The following is a 15,533-nucleotide window of genomic DNA, read 5'->3' on the forward strand; positions in this document are numbered from 1 at the left end:
CTTGCCCGTCAGCTCCACGCCCATGAAGCGCGACTTCTCCCATTTCCCCGCATGGGTGGAGGCGTTGGCCTCCGGGATCTGCCGCGCGACCGCCAGCATCATGGCGATCGCGTGCTCGGCGGTGGTGATGGAGTTCCCGAAGGGCGTGTTCATCACGATAATGCCCCGGCGCGAGGCCGCCGGGATGTCGACGTTGTCGACGCCGATGCCAGCGCGGCCGATGACCTTGAGGTTGGTCGCGGCGGCGATTAGCTTCTCGGTGGCCTTGGTCGCGGACCGGATGGCGAGGCCGTCATAGGTGGGGATCGCGGCGAGGAGAGCGTCCTTGTCCTTCCCGAGCTTGGGCAGGAAGTCGACCTCGACCCCGCGCTCGCGGAAGATCTCGGCCGCGCGGGGGTCCATCTTGTCGGAAATGAGGACTTTGGGCATGACGTTTGCCTTTCTCGCAAACGTCATCCTGACGAAAGTCAGGATCTCAGGCGGCAAGCGCGCGCTTGCGATCGCGAGAGATCCCAGCTTCCGCTGGGATGACGGTGATTAGTTGGCGTGCTTGGCCTGGGCATAGGCCCAGTCGAGCCACGGCCCGAGCGCCTCGATATCGCCGGTGTCGACCGTGGCGCCGCACCAGATGCGCAGGCCCGGCGGCGCGTCGCGATAGCCCGCGATGTCGTACGCCGCGCCTTCGGCTTCGAGCAGCGCGGCCATGCGCTTGATCAGCGCCTCGTCCGCGCCCGCCACCGTCAGGCAGACGCTGGTGCGCGAGCGGCTGGCCGGGTCGGGGGCGAGATGGCCGAGCCAGTCGCGCTGCTCGACGATGCGGTCGAGCGCGGCGGCGTTGGCGTCCGACCGTGCGATCAGCCCGCCCTGGCCCAGCGAACGCGCCCATTCGAGCGACCAGATCGCGTCCTCGACCGCGAGCATCGAGGGGGTGTTGATCGTTTCCCCTAGGAACACGCCCTCGGCCAGCTTGCCCTTCGACACGAGGCGGAAGACCTTGGGGAGGGGCCAGGCGGGGGTGTAGCTTTCCAGCCGCTCGACCGCGCGGGGCCCCAGGATCAGGACGCCGTGCGCGCCCTCGCCGCCCAGCACCTTCTGCCAGGAGAAGGTCGCGACATCGATCCTGTCCCAGGGCAGGTCGTAGGCGAAGACCGCGCTGGTCGCGTCGGCGAAGCTCAGCCCCGCGCGGTCGGGAGCGATCCAGTCGCCGTTCGGCACGCGCACGCCGCTGGTGGTGCCGTTCCAGGTGAACAGCACGTCGTGGCTCCAGTCGACCGCCCCGAGATCGGGGAGCCGGCCGTAATCGGCGCGCATCACGACCGGATCGATCCTGAGCTGCTTCACCGCGTCGGTGACCCAGCCCTCGCCGAAGCTTTCCCAGGCGAGCGCGGTGACCGGGCGCGCGCCCAGCATCGTCCACATCGCCATCTCATAGGCGCCCGTGTCGGAGCCGGGCACGATGCCGATGCGGTGGGTGTCGGGAAGCGAGAGCGCGTCGCGCATCAGGTCGATGCAATAGTTCAGCCGCTGCTTGCCGATCTTCGACCGGTGCGACCGGCCGAGACTGTCGACGGCGAGCTTGTCGGCGGACCAGCCGGGCGGCTTGGCGCAGGGGCCGGAGGAAAAGAACGGACGCGCGGGCTTCAGGCCCGGGCGGGTAAGGATATTCGTCACTGCAACTCTCCTCGCAGAGAGCACGCGCCGCGTTGGGACGGCGTGGCCCGTCCGCGGCGTTAGGGGAGGTTGGGGACGGGAGCAAGGGCGGTACGTCGCCTCCCACCTTCGCTATGATCGTCACCCCGGACTTGTTCCGGGGTCCAGCGTTGGGCAGACTCGGCCGATGAGGAGCACGCACCACGATGGACCCCGGAACAAGTCCGGGGTGACGTCGAGGCGGATAGGTGCCTCGTCACTCCTGATCCTCCTCGCCGCGTGCGGCCGTTCGGAACGCCCTTTCCCGCCCCGCGCGGAGATCGACCGGCCCTCGGTGCGCGAGACGGCGCGATGCCATGCCGATCTGCGCGCGCAAGGCGTCGAGTTCCGCGTGCTGCCCGACAAGGCGACCGGCCAAGGCTGCGGATTATACGGCACGGTACAGCTGCTCGACATCGGCGTGCCGGTGACGGGGATCACCGCCATGCGCTGCGGCAATGCGCGCGCGTTCGCAGGTTGGGTGCGCAATGCGGTCGTGCCCGCCGCCTATCAGGGAATGGGGTCGGAACTGGTCCGCGTGACCGGCATGGGCACCTATGCCTGCCGCAACGTCGTCGGGTCGAGCCGCGGCGGCGGCCGCCGGTCGGGCCATGCGATCGCCAATGCGGTCGACGTGGCCGCGTTCACGCTGCGCGACGGGCGGCAGGTGTCGATCGCGCGCGACTGGGCGTCGGAGGATGCGGCGGTGCGCGGATTCCTGCAGACGATCCGGCGGTCCGCCTGTCGGCGGTTCGGGACGGTGCTTAGCCCGGACTATAACGCGGCGCATCGCGACCATCTGCACCTGGAGGATGATGGTGCGGATTTCTGCCGCTAGCGCAGCGTAACCTCTTCGCCTATCGGCCCCCGATGACCGAGACCAGAGTTCCCGACCGCGTTTTCGCCCCGGCCCGCCAGGACGCCGAAAGCGCCGCCACCAACCTGTCGACCCCGCAGACCGAGCATCCCGCCTATAGCCTGGCGTTCCAGGACATGGACTTCCTGCTGCGCGAGGATTTGCGCCCCGTCCGCTTCCAGCTCGAACTGCTCAAGACCTCGCTGATCATGGAGGAGGCGCATATCGGGTCGACCTTCGTCTTCTACGGCTCGGCGCGCATCCCGGAGCCCGCCAAGGCCCATGCGCTGCTCGAGATGGCGAGCGACGAGAAATCGCGGCGCATCGCCGAGTCGCTGGTCGCCAAATCGCGCTGGTACGACACCGCGCGCGAGTTGGCGGGGCTGGTCAGCAACTTCCCGCGCGACGCGCACGGGCAGCGGCATTTCGTGGTCTGCTCGGGCGGGGGGCCGTCGATCATGGAAGCGGCCAATCGCGGCGCGGCCGACGTCCATGCCGATTCGATCGGGCTCAACATCGTCCTGCCGCACGAGCAGGCGCCCAATCCCTACGTCACCCCGTCGCTGTCGACGCAATTCCATTATTTCGCGCTGCGTAAGATGCACTTCCTGCTCAAGGCGCGCGCGCTGGCGGTGTTTCCGGGCGGGTTCGGGACCTTCGACGAATTGTTCGAGTTGCTGACCCTGATCCAGACGGGCAAGATCGCGCCCATCCCCGTATTGCTCTATGGCCGCGAATTCTGGAGCCGGGTGGTGAATTTCGAGGCGCTGGTCGAGGAAGGCGTGGTGTCGGAGCGCGACCTGGGCATCTTCACCTATGTCGACACCGCCGCCGAGGGCTGGGCGGTGGTGCAGCGCTTCTACCGCGAGCGGGCCGGAGAGACGGGGGCCTAAGCCGCCGCCGTCCGCCACTCGTCATCCCGGCCCTTGCCGGGCCCGGGACGACGAACGATCCGAAACGTCAGGCGATCACTCCGCCGCCTTGGCGCCCTTTTCCTTGGCGCCCGGGTCGATCGACGGGGCGCCGCTGGCCGGCGAGCCGGTATTGGCGATGTCGGCGGTCGGACCGGCCTGGGCGTTCGAGATGGCTTCGGCGGCCTTGGGATCGGCGGCGCCCGTCTCCGTCGCGGCGGCACCGGCGGGCGGCGCGGCGGGGAGCGGCAGGTTCGACCCTTGCGCGTTCAGATAGGCCAGGACGTTGGCGCGATCGGCGCCGTTGCCCAGGCCCGCGAAGGTCATCTTGGTGCCGGGCGCGAACTTGCGGGGGCTGAGCAGCCACGCGTTCATCTTTTCCCAATCCCAATTGCCGCCCACGCCTTTCAGCGCGTCGGAATAGCCGAACGCGCCCGCCGCGATCGCTTTGCCCATCACGCCGTGGAGGTTGGGGCCGATGCCCGCCGCGCCGCCGGCGTTGATCGTGTGGCAGGCCGCGCATTTCTTGAACACGTCGGCGCCCTTGGCCGGATCGGCGGACGCCAGCAGCGTCGCGATCGGCTGCTGCGCCTCCGCGCCGGCTTCGCCGCCCTCGGCTTCGACGCCCTCGATGGCATAGCCCATCTTTTCCGGGCGCTCGCCGTGAAAGACCATGCCGCCGACGATCGCCAGCCCGAGCGCGGCGCCGCTCGCCGCCAAGGCCCAGCCAGCGATGGTGTTGGTCTTGATGTCCATTTGGTTCGGATATGCCTTTGGGGTGGGTTTCCCCGTCCCTTAGAAAAGCCCGCCCGGATCGGCAAGTTCCGCGTCGCGGAACGGTCATGTCGGTTACCGCGCCGGGGCCGCTTGCCCACCGTCGCCGCGCCGCCTAACCCGCGCCGCGATGGAGAGCTTTCCCGCCCCCGCCCGCCCGCTCGTCGCCCGCATGGTGGCGGCCGCCGCCGCCGATCCGCCGCGCGCGGTCGCATTCCAGGGGGCGCCGGGCGCTAACAGCCATCTGGCGGCGCTGGAGGCGTTTCCCCAGGGCCTGCCCCTGCCCTGTTTCGACTTCGCCGACGCGATCGACGCGGTGCGCGACGGGCGGGCGGGGGTGGCGATGATCCCGATCGAGAACTCGCTCCACGGCCGGGTCGCCGACATCCACTTCCTGCTCCCCGAGTCCGGGCTCAGCATCGTCGGCGAGCATTTCCTGCCCATCCGCTACGCGCTGATGGGCCGCGCGGGCGCCTCCATACGCCAGGCTGTCAGCCACCCCCAGGCGCTCGGCCAATGCCGCCACTGGCTGCGCGAACGCGGGATCGAGCCGGTGCCCTATCCCGATACGGCGGGCGCCGCCGCGCTGGTCGCCGAGCGCGATGAGCCCGAACTGGCCGCCCTCGCCCCGCCCGGCGCGGCCGCGCTCTATGGGCTCGACGTGCTGGCGAGCGATATCGCCGATGCCGAGCACAACACCACCCGCTTCGTCGTGCTGGCGCGCGACGCGACCGGGACGTCCGGCGACGGCCCGTGGATCACGACCCTGATCTTCGAGGTCAGGAACGTCCCCGCCGCACTCTACAAGGCGATGGGCGGTTTCGCGACCAACGGCGTCAACATGACCAAGCTGGAAAGCTATCAGCGCGGCGGATCGTTCGCGGCGACCGAATTCTACGCCGATGTGGACGGGCGCCCGGACGATCCGGGGCTCGGCCGGGCGCTGGAGGAGCTGGGCTTCCATTCCAAATGGCTGCGCGTGCTGGGGACGTATCGGCGGGCGCGGGAACGGGCGGCGTAGGACGAGGTCGAACTACCCCGCCGCGCGCCGCCATGCCGATCGACCCGGCCTTCGATTCACGCCACCGCCCATTCGCTCAACAGCGTATGCGCGATCGCATAGGCGGGCGGCGGCAGGAACGGCCCTTCTCCGCCCGCCAGCACCGCGCGGACCTGGTCGCGCGGCACCCAGATCGCTTCGGCGATCTCCGTCTCGTCGAGGGTGAGCGCGTCGTCCTCCGCCGCCGCGACGCAGGCGATCATCAGCTGGGAGGGAAAGGGCCAGGGCTGGCTGGCGACATAGCGCACGTCGCGCACGCGCAGGCCCGCTTCCTCGTGGATTTCGCGGGCGACGGCTTCCTCGATCGACTCGCCCGGTTCGACGAACCCCGCCAGCGCGGAGAAACGACCGGGCGGCCAGGACCCCTGGCGGCCGAGCAGCGCCCGGCCGGCATATTCGGCGATCATGATGACGACGGGGTCGGTGCGCGGGAAGTGCTCGACGGCGCAGTTCGGGCATTTGCGCGCCCAGCCCGCGCGGATCACCGCGGTGGGGGAACCGCACGCGGCGCAGAAGCGGTGGCGGGCATGCCAGTCGAGCACCGCGCGCGCCTGGGCATAGGTCGCCGCCTCGCCATGGACGAGCTCGCCCAGCGCGCCAAGCAGGCGGGGCGAGCGAAAGGGGGCGCCGCCTGCCGCGTTCGTGATCTGCGCGAAGCGGGGGCGGCCCTGGTCGAGGCCCAGCAGCACGAGGTCGGCTTGCGGATCGGCGTCGGCGAGGGTCGTCCAGGCAAGGCGGCCGTCATCGGTCACCTGCGGCTCATAGCCGGGGCCGAGCAGCAACAGCCGCGCGCGCCAGTCACCCATCGCCGCCGCGACCGCAGCCGGGTCCTGGCGCAGGCGATCCGCCCGATCCAGCTTCCCACCGGTGAACCCTGGCGCGATCACCGCGCCAGGTCGCGCAGCAGGGCGGCAGGAACCTCCTGGCGGAGCAGCCAGCGCTCGGCGGGGAAATAATTGACCATGATCGTGCCGCGCGTCTGGCGGACGGGATCGACATAGGCGATCGTCCCCGCCGCGCCGCCCCAGCCATAGGTGCCCCTGCTCGGCCCGCCCGCGCGGTCGGCGAGATACACCGATCCGCCCGCGCCATAGCCCATCGGGGCGCCCGACCCTTGCGTGCCGCCGGTGCCGCCGCCGATCCCCTGGAAGGTCACGCCGGGCGGCAGCAGGTTCGACATGGCGAGCCGGGCGGTCTCCGCCTTCATCACGCGCACCCCGTCGAGCTGGCCGCCATTCGCGAGCATGTGGAGGAAGCGATCGTAGTCGCGCGCCGACGAAACCAGCCCCGCGCCGCCATAGGGGAAGCTGGGCGGCCGGAGGAATACGGAGCCGCGCGCCGGGTCGAGCGGGACGCGGTTCGCGCCGACGAAGGCGTAGTTGGTCGCCAGCCGCCCCGCTTCGGCGGCGGGAACGGCGAAATAGGTCGAGTTCATCTTCAGCGGCGCGAACAGGCGCGTCCGGAGGAAACGCTCGAAGGGGTGGCCCGACACGCGCTCGATCACCGCGCCCATCAGGTCCAGCCCGATCGAATAACTCCACCGCGTCCCTGGATCGGCAATGAGCGGCAGCGTCGCGACGCGGTCGGCGAAGGCCTGGAGCGAGGTGGGACGGACGCGCCGCGCCTGCACCTCGACCGCCTCGTTGGCAGCGCCGGGGAGGATGCCGAGCCGCTCATATTCCCCGAGCAACGGACCCTTGGTGACGATATTGTAACCCAACCCGGCGGTATGGGTGAGCAGGTGGCGGATCGTGATCGGACGGGCGGCGGGGCGGCTCGCCAGGCTGTTCGCGGGGTCGGTCAGCACGCGCATCGTGCGGAAGGCGGGGAGGATGTCGGACACCGGCTGGTCGAGCCGGAGCTTGCCCTCCTCGACCAGGATCATCGCGGCCATGGCGGTTACGGGCTTGGTCATCGAATAGATGCGCCACAATGTGTCGGGCCCGGCGGCGACCGTTGAATCGTCGGCGATGCGCCCGGCCGAGACGAAGACGGGCGCCGCGTCGCCGACCCCGAAGGCGGCGGTGATGCCGGGCATCTTGCCGTCGCGGACATAGGCGTCGAACAGCGCCTGGGTGGTCGGGAGCGGACTGGCCCGCACGCTGGGCTGCGGCGTAGGTCGGGGCGCATGCTCCGCCTGTCCGGCCCAGGCACCGGTCGCGAGCAGCGCCGCGGCCATCGTGATCATCGTCGCCTGCTTCATCGTCCGCTCCGTTCGATCGTCGGGCTTTCCTGCCGCCGGCTTTGGTCGAAGTCGAGGGGATTGGGTTGGTTCACGCGAAGCCGCGAAGGGGAGTAGGTGCCGGCGTCCTCCGCCGCGCAAGCGGCCTCCCCGGTATCAACGGTCGAGAATGACTTGCCGCTGACGCGGCGGAAATGGCGGCGGCGCCGATCCACCTCCTCCGCGCCTCCGCGCGAACCAACCTTCTTTCCTCTTCGCGTCTTCGCGGCTTCGCGTGCCCCCCTCAACCCCGTCCGGCCAGGATCGCTTCCGCCGCGCGCCGGAACACCGTCGGCAGCCCCGCTACCGCCAGCTCGTCCACCGGCCACCACTCGCCCTGCTCGCCCCCCGACCCCTTGGCCACCCCGAGCGCGAGTTGGAGGCGGAAATGGGTGAAGCCATGCTCGACCGTCGCGGGCAGCAGCCGCCAGTCGTCCGCGCCCGGCGCATCGGTCAGGCCCGGCGGGGCGTCGACCCACGGCCCCGTCGGCAGCGCCAGCATCCCGCCGAGCAGCCCGCGCGGCGGGCGGCGGTGGAGGAGGACGCGGCCCTCATGTTCCAGCCAGAAGGCGGTGCCGAAACGCTGCGGGCGCTCGGCCTTGGGCTGCTTGTGCGGAAAGCGGTCGGGCTCGCCGGTCGCGTACGCGTCGCACCAGGGGCGCACCGGGCAGAGCAGGCAGCGCGGGCGCCTGGAGGTGCAGATGCCCGAGCCCAGATCCATCATCGCCTGCGCGAAATCGCCCGCGCGCCCGTCCGGCGTGATCGTGTCGGCGGCGGCGCGGATCGCGGGGCGGGCCCGTGGCAGGGGCGTGGCGATGGCGAACAACCGCGCGACCACCCGTTCGACATTGGCGTCGACGACGACCGTGCGTTCCCCGAAGGCGATCGCAGCGACGGCGGCGGCGATGTAGGCGCCGAGCCCCGGCAGCCCCCGCAGGCCCGCCTCGCTGCGTGGAAAGCCGCCCAGCGCCGCCACCGCCTTCGCCGCCGCGTGGAGATTGCGCGCGCGGGCATAATAGCCGAGCCCCGCCCAGGCGGCCATGACCTCCGCCTCGCTCGCCACCGCCAGCGCCTCCACGCTCGGCCAGCGGGCGATCCAGGCGGTGAAGCGCGGGCGGACGGTGGCCACGGTGGTCTGCTGGAGCATCACCTCCGACACCCATACCCGGTACGGGTCGGGCAGCTCGCCCGGCCTCGCGCGCCAGGGCAGGTCGCGGCGATGCGCGTCGTACCAGCCCAAGAGTGCGGGCGAGATCGATAGGCGCTTGGCGTCCACATGGGCGCTATGGCATGGGTGGGCGGATGAGCAAGCGCTCCCCACCCCCTTCCCCGCCCGAGCGCCAGAACCGGTCGCGCCAAGTCGCCGAGCTGCTGCCCGATGTCGGCCGCGCGGCGTTCCGGCGTTTCGGCTTCGTCCAGAGCTCGATCGTCAGCCGCTGGCCCGAGATCGTGGGCGAACGATATGCGGCAGTGAGCCAGCCCGAATCGATCCGCTTTCCGCACGGGTCGAAGCAGGACGGCACGCTGACGCTGACGGTGCGCGGGGTGCACGCGGTCATCATGCAGCACATCGTCCCCGAGATAACCGAGCGGGTGAACCGATTTTTCGGCTATCCGGCGGTGGCGCGGGTGACGATCAGGCAGGGCGAGGTCGCCAAGCCTGCCCCGCGCACCCCGCCCCCGTCGATCCGCGCCGTGCCGATCGAACTCGGCGCCGGGCTCAAGGCGATCGCCGATCCCGAGCTGAAGGCGGTACTCGAATCACTGGCGGCGGGCGTCGCCGCGTCGACCGGCCTCCCCAGGATACGTTGAGATGAAGCGTTTCGCGCTCGCCGCGTCGGCCCTGTTCCTGCTCTGCGCCGCGGCCCCGACCGACTGGTCGAACCGCGCGCGGCTCCTGCCGAACGGCGCCTATCTGGTCGGCAACCCGGCGGCGCGGGTCAAGCTGGTGGAATATGCCAGCTATACCTGTTCGCATTGCGCGCATTTCGCGGTCGAATCGAAGCCGGTGCTCAAGGGCGCGATGATCCGGTCGGGATCGGCCAGCCTGGAGCTGCACCACCTGATCCGCGACATCATCGATCTGTCGGCGGTGGTGGTCGCGCGTTGCGCGGGACCCGCCGGGTTCGCGCGCACGAGCGACGCGATCTTCGCGGCCCAGGACGATTGGCTGCCGCGCGGCGCTGCCTATGCCGAGGCGAACGCGCCCAAGCTGAACGGCCTGCCGATCGGCGGGCGGCTGCGCGCGATCGCCGACGGCGCCGGGCTGTCGGCGATCGGCCGCGCGAACGGCCTGGCCGAGACCCGGCTGGCGGTCTGTTTCGCCGATCGCGCCGAACTCGACCGCGTGGTCGCCGCCAGCGAAGCGCGGCCTCCCGAGGTGACGAGCACCCCCAGCTTCTTCATCAACGGCCGCTTGGCCGCCGCACCGGACTGGGCGCGGCTAGAACCCCTGCTGCGCGCCGCCGGCGCCAAGTGACTCACAAGTGACTCAAAGGAGCCCGATCATGACCCGTTCCGTTCTCGCTTTGCCGCTGCTGATCCCCGTTCTCCTTTCGAGCGCCGCCTGTTCGGGCGAGAATGCCAGCACCGCAGCGACCGGCAACGCGACCACCCTCGCGACCGCGCCCGCCCCCGCCGGGCGGAATTGGACGGAAACGGTGGTCAGGACGCCCGAAGGCGGGTTCCGCATGGGCAATCCCAACGCGCCGGTGAAGCTCGTCGAGTACGGCGCGCGCACTTGCCCGACCTGCGGCGCCTTTTCACGCGAAGCCGCCGAGCCGCTGGCGAAGAACTATGTCGCGACCGGCAAGGTGAGCTTCGAATTCCGCGACTTCCTGGTCCACGGAGCCCCCGATCTGGCAGCGGCGTTGCTGGGCCAGTGCGGGGGAACGGCCGTGTTCTTCCCGATCCTCGACCAGATGTATGCCGATCAGCCCGCGACGCTCGACCGGCTCCAGCAGGGCGGCGCCGCGCTCGAACAGCGGCTCCAGTCGCTGCCGCCGCGGCAGCAGATCGCGGCGTTGGGCGACGCGATGGGGCTGGTCGAATTCGTCAAGCAGCGCGGTGTTCCCGAAGCGCAGGCGCGCGCGTGTCTGAACGATCAGGCGGCGCAGGACGCGCTGACCAAGTCGTCGGGCGATGCGCAGGCGAGCGGCACCGTCACCGGCACGCCGACCTTCCTGATCAATGGCCAGGCGGTTCCGGGCGCTGTGTCATGGGCGCAGATAGAGCAGGCGTTGAAGGCGGCCGGGGCATAGGTCCCGCGGGCTCGCCGAGCAGCATCGCGGCCTCACCGCGCTCGCGCGTCAGCTGCTCCTTAATCTCGGCGATCATCGCGATCGCGGCGGGCCGATACTCGTCCCATCGGTCGAGAACGCTGACCGCGCTCCATTTGGCCACATAGGCGCGGAACGCGTCGCCCCTGGCGACGCATTTCGCCTTGAGGCGGCGGGCGGTGCGCGCCTGATCGGCGGTGCCCCGGGCGGTGATGGGATCGAAGATCTCGCGGTGCTTGAACCCCTGATAGGCCATTATCGCGCGCGCCAGCTCCCAGCGTCCCCGCGCCAGTTCGGGGGCGTCATGGTCGGCCGCGCCGAGCAATCGCTCGCCGCGTCGCACAAGGGCGTGGATGGCCGCCTGATGCTCATCGAGTCGCTTCAGACGATTGTCGATGTTCATGGCGACGAAATTTCCGGGTGAGAAACGAAACAGGTGAACACAGGTTACATCCTATGGCCGCTATTTTAACAACAGGTTGATCTTGCATGGATAAACTCCCGGACTGATCGGCCCGCGATTGCGGGTCCTGGCGTGTGAACGTATATGGAACGCGATGGCGCAGCTCGATGTCCAGGCCAAGCTCGCCATCCTCGCCGACGCCGCGAAATATGACGCGTCCTGCGCCTCGTCGGGCACCGCTAAACGCCATTCGCGCGATGGCAAGGGGTTGGGTTCGACCGAGGGCATGGGCATCTGCCACGCCTATGCCCCTGATGGCCGGTGCATCAGCCTGCTTAAGATCCTGCTGACCAACAGCTGCATCTTCGACTGCCATTATTGTATAAATCGCAAGAGCTCGAACGTCCGCCGCGCGCGCTTCACCGCCAAGGAGGTCGTCGACCTCACCATCTCCTTCTACAGGCGCAACTATATCGAGGGGCTGTTCCTTTCGTCGGGCATCATCCGCTCGCCCAACTACACGATGGAGCAGATGGTCGAGGTGGCGCGCTCGTTGCGCGAGGATCACCTGTTCCGGGGCTATATCCACCTCAAAACGATACCCGACGCCGATCCCGAGCTCGTCCACCAGGCGGGGCTCCATGCCGACCGGGTGTCGATCAACGTCGAGCTGCCGACGGTGGGCGGGCTGAAACGCCTCGCACCCGAAAAGTCGGCGGCGCGGATCGAGAAGGCGATGGCCGACACCAAATCCGCCATCGCCGATGGCCGGGACGCGCGGGCAAAGTACAAGTCGGCGCCCCGCTTCGCTCCCGCCGGCCAGTCGACGCAAATGATCGTCGGCGCGGACGCGGCGACCGATGGCGACATCGTCACCCGCGCCTCGACGCTCTACGACCGGTTCGGCCTGCGCCGCGTCTATTATTCCGCGTTCAGCCCGATCCCGGACGCGTCGGCGGTGCTGCCGCTGTCGCGCCCGCCCTTGATGCGCGAGCACCGGCTCTACCAGTCCGACTGGCTGATGCGCTTCTACGACTATCAGCCGCACGAGGTGGTCGCGGCCGCCGACCCGGCGACGGGGATGCTCCCGCTCGATATCGACCCCAAGCTGGCTTGGGCGCTGAAATTCCGCGGCCGCTTTCCCGTCGACGTCAATCGCGCCCCGCGCGAGGATCTGCTCCGCGTCCCCGGGCTGGGGGTCAAGGCGGTCGACGCGATCGTGCGGTCACGGCGTTGGCGGCGGCTCCGCCTGGACGACGTGGCGCGGCTGACCGCCTCGATCGCGAAGGTACGCCCCTTCCTGGTCGCGGAGGGTTGGCGCCCGGTCGCGCTCGCCGATCGCGGCGATCTCCGCCCGATCGTAGCGCCGCCCACGCGGCAACTGGAATTGTTCGGGGCCTGACGCGCGGCTAGGGCGGCGCCCATGAACGATCCCGCCACCATCCGCCGCCTCTATGGCCGCAGCCAGGGCCATAAACTGCGCATCGGCCAGGCCGCGCTCGTCGAGGAGATGCTGCCCGAGCTCAGCGTCCCCGCCGCCGGCCCGCTCGACGCCGCGACCCTGTTCGGCGACGCGCGCGCGCTGCAGGTCGAGATCGGCTTCGGCGCGGGCGAGCATCTGGCGGCGCAGGCCGAGGCCGCGCCGGATACCGGGTTCATCGGGTGCGAGCCGTTCCTCAACGGCGTGGTCGGCGCGCTGACGCATGTGCGCGACCGCGCGCTGACCAATGTCCGCCTCCACATGGGAGACGCGCTCGACGTGCTCGACCGGCTGCCGGACGCGTCGCTGGAGCGCGTCTACCTGCTCCACCCCGATCCCTGGCCCAAGGCGCGACATGCCAAGCGGCGCATGGTCAACCACGGCCCGCTCGACCTGATCGCCGCCAAGCTCGCCCCCGACGCCGAGTTCCGGCTGGGCACCGACGACCCGACCTATTGCCGCTGGGCGATGGCGGTGATGGACCGGCGCTGCGACTTCATATGGCAGGCGCGCACCCCCGCCGACTTCCTGGCCCGCCCCGCCGACTGGCCCGAGACGCGCTACGAGCGCAAGGCCCGGCGCCAGGGCCGTGAAGTGTGGTATTTCAGGTACGTGCGACGGTAATCTGCGGTTCACGGGCTCCTCCGCCCTTGTAGCGCGCCCTAGTGACTTCCCGCTGTTCCCTTGCCGTTCCCTCCGGTTCCCGCTACCGTGCTTACCAGGTGATTGCTGGAAAGCACGGCGGGAGGGTCGGTCATGCCAACGGGCAAGGTCAACAAGCGGACGGTCGATGCGCTAGCGAAGGGGCCGGCGGTCGCCTTCCTGTGGGATGACGAGTTGCGCGGGTTCGGCGCGAAGATCACCCCCGCCGGTGCCCGGTCCTACGTCTATCAGTACCGGCTCGGCGGGCGGGAGGCTCCGACCCGGCGCTACACCATCGGCGCGCATGGCTCGCCCTGGACGCCCACCACGGCCCGGACCGAGGCGGAGCGGTTGGCGGTGCTGGTCGCGCAAGGGATCGATCCAGCCGCCGCAGAGGAAAAGCGCCGCCGGGAAGCGGTCGACCTGAATTTTACATCCTACGCCGCCCGGTTCCATGCCTCGTGCAAGGGGGTGGGCTGGGGAAAGCTGGTCGAGCGCACGTTCCGGCTCCACGCTGAGCCGGTGCTGGGCAGGAAGGCTCTCCCGACGATCACCCGCGCGGACGTGTCGGCGGTGCTCGACCGGCTCCCGCTGGAGCAACAGGCGCTCCGCCGTAACGTGTTCGCGGTATTACGACGGCTGTTCCGATGGGCGGTGACGCGTGGCGATCTTGAGCGCTCCCCGCTCGACGGGGTGGAAACGCCCGAGCCGGTCCAGGCGCGCGACCGGGTATTGAGCGACGACGAGCTACGGCGCGTGTGGATCGCGGCCAGCACCGGCCACCGTGTGTTCGGCCACATCGTGCGGCTGCTGATCGCCACGGGGCAACGCCGCGAGGAAGTCACCGGCTTGGACTGGTCGGAGCTGAACCGAGCCGCCGCGCTCTGGTCGCTTCCAGGTGCTCGATCAAAGAACAAGGAGGGGCACACCGTCCCGCTCAACGCTCTAGCGGTCGAAGTGCTCGACGGCATTTCCTGCGGGGATAAATGGCCGAAGTCGGGTCGGGTATTCGCTACGTCATCAGGTGCCGCCTATGTCGCTCATGCGGCGGGCAAGCGTCAGATCGACGCTAAGCTGGCGAAGGACGGTGACCCCCTGCCAGCCTGGCGGCTTCACGACCTGCGTCGGACGCTGGCCACAGGGCTGCAACGGCTGGGCGTCCGGTTTGAGGTGACCGAGGCGGTGCTGAATCACTTAGCGGGCTCCCGGTCAGGCGTGGCGGGCGTGTACCAGCGCCACCACTGGACCGACGAGAAGCGGGCCGCGCTTGACGCTTGGGGGCGGCACGTGGCCGGGCTGCTCGAACCAACTGAGAACAACGTGATCCCGCTTGCCGCTCGGCGGGCGTGATGCTGGGGCGGCTAGGGTAGCTCCCGACAAGGCCGGTTTATCCGCCCGGCTTGCCGCCCCTTCCCTCTGCGGATGCGCCGGGAGGCGACGATGGACGATCAAGGCGAATGGATGCCGCTTGCGGATGCCTGCGCGGCGGTATGGCGCAAAGGCGATGCGGCCGGGGCGAACAATCTTCGGCTATGGCGGATGCTATGCGACGGCGATGTTCCGGCGCGCGCCGACGTCGGCGTCTCATTCGAGTACGTCACGCCACCGCCTTCACCGAAGCGTTACGGGCCGCACCCCAACGGTATTCATCCGATCGGCGCACCCTTGGCGACTTGGGAGGTTGAGCTTGTGCGGACCGAGGAACGGGACGTCGACATTCCAGCGGACATTTGGTCGCGGCTGCTTGGTCCGCCGGACGCGCTATCGGAGGTGTGGTCGAGCGGCACCCTGCCCATTCACCCTCACGGTCCGCATGGCGAGCGAGGGAAGCTATGCGGTGTCCGAGTAGGCCGGGCGCGACTAGAGCTATTTGCTGGGCCGCTTCGTCAGCCGAGCGCAACAAATCAACCGGCTCAGTCCGATGTGACGTATGAAGTTGCCACCGATGCCCAACAGCCCCTCACCGCGAAACCGGGGCGGCCGCTCGGGACTGGGCAATATGCGTCGGACGCCGGGATCGTCGCGCAGGTGATAGCTTCGTGTGACGATGGGCAGTTCACGGGCGATGCTCGCGTTCGCCGTGCGATCAAGTCGGTACTGGCGATGATCGAGCCCCCGGTCGGCGGTGACGAGGGTAAGATCAAACGGATACGGAACAAAGTATTGGCGGTTCGCCCGGACCTCCGCAATTAATATCCGTCCATTAATCGCCATTTCCG

The 15,533-nt window shown here is 69.6% G+C and carries 16 protein-coding genes and 1 pseudogene; 10 read left to right on the forward strand and 7 right to left on the reverse strand.

Annotated elements, in window-relative coordinates; all coding sequences use genetic code 11:
* Window positions 1-429: pseudogene (locus VF592_RS05640) on the reverse strand (phosphoglycerate dehydrogenase); the annotation flags it as partial.
* 108 nt (window positions 430-537) lie between these two features.
* Window positions 538-1,671 carry a phosphoserine transaminase gene (locus VF592_RS05645; RefSeq protein WP_331004638.1) on the reverse strand — a complete coding sequence of 378 codons (1,134 nt, stop codon included), beginning with the start codon at window positions 1,669-1,671 and terminating at the stop codon, window positions 538-540.
* A 313-nt stretch (window positions 1,672-1,984) separates the two neighbouring features.
* Here VF592_RS05645 and VF592_RS05650 point away from each other — a divergent pair, with 313 nt between their 5' ends.
* Complete coding sequence (locus VF592_RS05650; RefSeq protein ID WP_331004639.1) at window positions 1,985-2,527, forward strand: extensin family protein; 543 nt, start codon at window positions 1,985-1,987, stop codon at window positions 2,525-2,527.
* A gap of 32 nt (window positions 2,528-2,559) precedes the next feature.
* A complete protein-coding gene (locus tag VF592_RS05655; protein WP_331004640.1) occupies window positions 2,560-3,438 on the forward strand; it encodes an LOG family protein in 879 nt (292 codons plus the stop codon).
* A gap of 75 nt (window positions 3,439-3,513) precedes the next feature.
* On the opposite strand, the gene VF592_RS05660 is transcribed toward VF592_RS05655, so the two are convergent.
* Complete coding sequence (locus VF592_RS05660; RefSeq protein ID WP_331004641.1) at window positions 3,514-4,212, reverse strand: c-type cytochrome; 699 nt, start codon at window positions 4,210-4,212, stop codon at window positions 3,514-3,516.
* A 148-nt stretch (window positions 4,213-4,360) separates the two neighbouring features.
* Here VF592_RS05660 and VF592_RS05665 point away from each other — a divergent pair, with 148 nt between their 5' ends.
* Complete coding sequence (locus VF592_RS05665; protein ID WP_331004642.1) at window positions 4,361-5,251, forward strand: prephenate dehydratase; 891 nt, start codon at window positions 4,361-4,363, stop codon at window positions 5,249-5,251.
* A gap of 56 nt (window positions 5,252-5,307) precedes the next feature.
* Here VF592_RS05665 and nudC read toward each other — a convergent pair whose 3' ends face one another.
* From nudC to VF592_RS05680, 3 genes are all read right to left on the reverse strand, one after another.
* Window positions 5,308-6,177 (reverse strand): NAD(+) diphosphatase, encoded by an 870-nt coding sequence (nudC, locus tag VF592_RS05670; protein WP_331004643.1) that lies wholly within the window; start codon window positions 6,175-6,177, stop codon window positions 5,308-5,310.
* On the reverse strand, window positions 6,174-7,493 hold the full coding sequence (locus VF592_RS05675) for a serine hydrolase domain-containing protein (RefSeq protein WP_331004644.1): 1,320 nt from the start codon (window positions 7,491-7,493) through the stop codon (window positions 6,174-6,176). The genes nudC and VF592_RS05675 overlap by 4 nt, the downstream gene beginning before the upstream one ends.
* Window positions 7,494-7,755: 262 nt before the next feature.
* Window positions 7,756-8,787 carry an A/G-specific adenine glycosylase gene (locus tag VF592_RS05680; RefSeq protein ID WP_331004645.1) on the reverse strand — a complete coding sequence of 344 codons (1,032 nt, stop codon included), beginning with the start codon at window positions 8,785-8,787 and terminating at the stop codon, window positions 7,756-7,758.
* 14 nt (window positions 8,788-8,801) lie between these two features.
* Between VF592_RS05680 and VF592_RS05685 the strand changes: the two genes are divergently transcribed.
* The 3 genes from VF592_RS05685 to VF592_RS05695 are packed head-to-tail and all read left to right on the forward strand — an operon-like array spanning window position 8,802 to window position 10,771.
* Window positions 8,802-9,323, forward strand: a complete 522-nt coding sequence (locus VF592_RS05685) for a DUF721 domain-containing protein (RefSeq protein WP_331004646.1) — start codon at window positions 8,802-8,804, stop codon at window positions 9,321-9,323.
* A 1-nt stretch (window position 9,324) separates the two neighbouring features.
* A complete protein-coding gene (locus VF592_RS05690; protein ID WP_331004647.1) occupies window positions 9,325-9,990 on the forward strand; it encodes a thioredoxin domain-containing protein in 666 nt (221 codons plus the stop codon).
* Window positions 9,991-10,018: 28 nt separating this feature from the next.
* Complete coding sequence (locus tag VF592_RS05695; RefSeq protein ID WP_331004648.1) at window positions 10,019-10,771, forward strand: thioredoxin domain-containing protein; 753 nt, start codon at window positions 10,019-10,021, stop codon at window positions 10,769-10,771.
* Here VF592_RS05695 and VF592_RS05700 read toward each other — a convergent pair.
* Entirely contained in the window at window positions 10,698-11,192 is a 495-nt protein-coding gene (locus VF592_RS05700; protein ID WP_331004649.1) for a hypothetical protein, read from the reverse strand. The genes VF592_RS05695 and VF592_RS05700 overlap by 74 nt on opposite strands.
* Before the next feature lie 154 nt (window positions 11,193-11,346).
* On the opposite strand from VF592_RS05700, the gene VF592_RS05705 reads away from it, so the two are divergent.
* From VF592_RS05705 to VF592_RS05720, 4 genes are all read left to right on the forward strand, one after another.
* Entirely contained in the window at window positions 11,347-12,594 is a 1,248-nt protein-coding gene (locus VF592_RS05705) for a putative DNA modification/repair radical SAM protein (RefSeq protein ID WP_331004650.1), read from the forward strand.
* A gap of 21 nt (window positions 12,595-12,615) precedes the next feature.
* A complete protein-coding gene (gene trmB, locus VF592_RS05710; RefSeq protein ID WP_331004651.1) occupies window positions 12,616-13,296 on the forward strand; it encodes a tRNA (guanine(46)-N(7))-methyltransferase TrmB in 681 nt (226 codons plus the stop codon).
* Window positions 13,297-13,428: 132 nt separating this feature from the next.
* Entirely contained in the window at window positions 13,429-14,664 is a 1,236-nt protein-coding gene (locus VF592_RS05715) for a site-specific integrase (RefSeq protein WP_331004652.1), read from the forward strand.
* A 90-nt stretch (window positions 14,665-14,754) separates the two neighbouring features.
* A complete protein-coding gene (locus VF592_RS05720; protein ID WP_331004653.1) occupies window positions 14,755-15,507 on the forward strand; it encodes a hypothetical protein in 753 nt (250 codons plus the stop codon).
* The last annotated feature ends 26 nt before the right edge of the window (window positions 15,508-15,533 follow it).

The sequence above is a fragment of the Sphingomonas sp. genome (genome assembly GCF_036388435.1).
GTDB lineage: Bacteria > Pseudomonadota > Alphaproteobacteria > Sphingomonadales > Sphingomonadaceae > Sphingomonas.

Bases quoted from the DNA above. Each gene is read 5' to 3' on its own strand.
- VF592_RS05655 (WP_331004640.1), top strand. From the start codon at position 2,560: ATGACCGAGACCAGAGTTCCCGACCGCGTTTTCGCCCCGGCCCGCCAG.
- VF592_RS05660 (WP_331004641.1), bottom strand. From the start codon at position 4,212: ATGGACATCAAGACCAACACCATCGCTGGCTGGGCCTTGGCGGCGAGC.
- VF592_RS05665 (WP_331004642.1), top strand. From the start codon at position 4,361: ATGGAGAGCTTTCCCGCCCCCGCCCGCCCGCTCGTCGCCCGCATGGTG.
- VF592_RS05675 (WP_331004644.1), bottom strand. From the start codon at position 7,493: ATGAAGCAGGCGACGATGATCACGATGGCCGCGGCGCTGCTCGCGACC.
- VF592_RS05685 (WP_331004646.1), top strand. From the start codon at position 8,802: ATGGGTGGGCGGATGAGCAAGCGCTCCCCACCCCCTTCCCCGCCCGAG.
- VF592_RS05690 (WP_331004647.1), top strand. From the start codon at position 9,325: ATGAAGCGTTTCGCGCTCGCCGCGTCGGCCCTGTTCCTGCTCTGCGCC.
- VF592_RS05695 (WP_331004648.1), top strand. From the start codon at position 10,019: ATGACCCGTTCCGTTCTCGCTTTGCCGCTGCTGATCCCCGTTCTCCTT.
- VF592_RS05700 (WP_331004649.1), bottom strand. From the start codon at position 11,192: ATGAACATCGACAATCGTCTGAAGCGACTCGATGAGCATCAGGCGGCC.
- VF592_RS05705 (WP_331004650.1), top strand. From the start codon at position 11,347: ATGGCGCAGCTCGATGTCCAGGCCAAGCTCGCCATCCTCGCCGACGCC.
- trmB (WP_331004651.1), top strand. From the start codon at position 12,616: ATGAACGATCCCGCCACCATCCGCCGCCTCTATGGCCGCAGCCAGGGC.
- VF592_RS05715 (WP_331004652.1), top strand. From the start codon at position 13,429: ATGCCAACGGGCAAGGTCAACAAGCGGACGGTCGATGCGCTAGCGAAG.
- VF592_RS05720 (WP_331004653.1), top strand. From the start codon at position 14,755: ATGGACGATCAAGGCGAATGGATGCCGCTTGCGGATGCCTGCGCGGCG.